This is a genomic window from Planktothrix prolifica NIVA-CYA 540 (assembly GCF_963864145.1).
In the GTDB taxonomy this organism is placed as follows: Bacteria; Cyanobacteriota; Cyanobacteriia; order Cyanobacteriales; family Microcoleaceae; genus Planktothrix; species Planktothrix agardhii.
The window spans coordinates 473,579-474,662 of sequence record NZ_CAWLTW010000001.1 but is presented as its reverse complement, the minus strand read 5'-3'; the positions used below and the strand labels follow the sequence as shown (position 1 = coordinate 474,662).

Sequence of the window (1,084 nt, the reverse complement as noted above, 5' to 3'; positions counted from 1 at the left end):
GGTTTTAGCGAAAACACGAACATCTCCCTCACGGGTGTTGGCTATAGTTCCGTCACCACAGCCGACTTTGACAATGATGGGGACACCGACATCCTGCTCACGGGCTTCGATAGTTCTTTTAACCGCATCAGCAAAATCTATAGCAACACCCTCAACCCCAGGGCTGTTTCATTCTCAAAAATTGCGATCGCTAAACCTTTGATCTGGGGCAAGTCTTAGACAATATTTAAACAGAAAATATCAAAACTGTTGAAATAATTCTCCTTTTCTTTACAGAGAAATGCTTTTAGAGTTTAGCGATCGCATTTTAGATCCGACTTTGAAACAGCCCTGCCCTCAACCCTCCCACCCTCAGCAGTTTTGCTGGCCCGGTTGACACTACCAACGAAGATACAGAAGTCGAACTCACCTTTGTTGACTTCGCTGCCCAAGGAAATGAAGCGGATAATGGGGGGACGGTGGATGCCTTTGTTGTGAAAGCCGTCAGTAGTGGTACGTTAAGAATTGGGAGCGATGCCACCAGCGCCACAGCTTGGGTTGCCGGGAGTAATGATACGATAGATACCACGAAAAAAGCTTATTGGACACCGGATGCCAACGTTAACGGCACGGTCAATGCGGTTCAAGTGGTAGCTAAAGATAACGATGGTTTGCAGTCTCCTACCCCAGTCACTGCCCAAGTCACGGTCACGGCCGTTAACGATGCACCCGTATTAGCTAATACCAACTTCACCTATACCCTCACCACCATTAACGAAGATGATAGCAACTCCAGTGGGGATGTTGTCGGGAATATTATTCCGGCTGCGGGTATCAAAGAAAACACAAACATCTCCCTAACTGGTGTTGCCTATAGTTCCGTCACCACAGCCGACTTTGACAAAGATGGGGACACCGATATCCTGCTCACGGGCCAGGATAGTTCAGGAAACCCCATCAGCAAAATCTATAGCAACAACGGCAGTGGCGGTTTTAGCGAAAACACGAACATCTCCCTAACTGGTGTTTCCGGTAGTTCCGTCACCACAGCCGACTTTGACAATGATGGGGACACCGACATCCTGCTCACGGGCTTCGATAGTTC

Annotated in this window: 2 protein-coding genes; both read left to right on the top strand. The window is 48.3% G+C overall.

The window, feature by feature from the left end; all coding sequences use genetic code 11:
* A partial coding sequence (locus tag AC559H_RS02130) for an FG-GAP repeat domain-containing protein (RefSeq protein WP_148292367.1) occupies positions 1 to 219 on the top strand: 219 nt, incomplete at its 5' end.
* A 239-nt stretch (positions 220 to 458) separates the two neighbouring features.
* Positions 459 to 1,084, top strand: a 626-nt coding sequence (locus tag AC559H_RS02125) for an FG-GAP repeat domain-containing protein (RefSeq protein WP_040957833.1), incomplete at its 3' end; no start/stop codon positions are given.